Origin of the sequence: Pseudomonas huaxiensis, assembly GCF_003231275.1 — a bacterium.
Classification (GTDB): domain Bacteria; phylum Pseudomonadota; class Gammaproteobacteria; order Pseudomonadales; family Pseudomonadaceae; genus Aquipseudomonas; species Aquipseudomonas huaxiensis.
The window spans coordinates 1-335 of the sequence record NZ_QKVL01000202.1 but is presented as its reverse complement, the minus strand read 5'-3'; the positions used below and the strand labels follow the sequence as shown (position 1 = coordinate 335).

General features: G+C 63.6%; 1 protein-coding gene. It reads left to right on the top strand.

Features of this window, described 5'->3' with window-relative positions:
• Nucleotides 1-335: AMP-binding protein (locus tag DM374_RS32890; protein ID WP_157969835.1), on the top strand; the 335-nt coding region annotated here is incomplete at both ends.

Sequence of the window (335 nt, the reverse complement as noted above, 5' to 3'; positions counted from 1 at the left end):
TGCCTATGTGATCTACACCTCCGGTTCGACCGGGCGACCGAAGGGCGTCGAAATCCGCCACGGCGCGCTGACCAACCACATGCTGTGGATGCAGAACGAGCTGAAACTGGCGCCGCATGACCGCGTGCTACAGAAGACCGCGTTCAGCTTCGACGCCTCGGTCTGGGAGTTCTGGCTGCCGCTGCTCAACGGCGCGCAACTGGTGCTCGCCAGCCCGGCACTGAGCGATGACCTGTCGTTGCTCTGGAGCGAAGTGGCCGATCACCGGATCAGCATCCTGCAACTGGCGCCGTCGGTACTTCAGGCGTTGTTGCCGGAAGTGAAGGGCGGCCAAC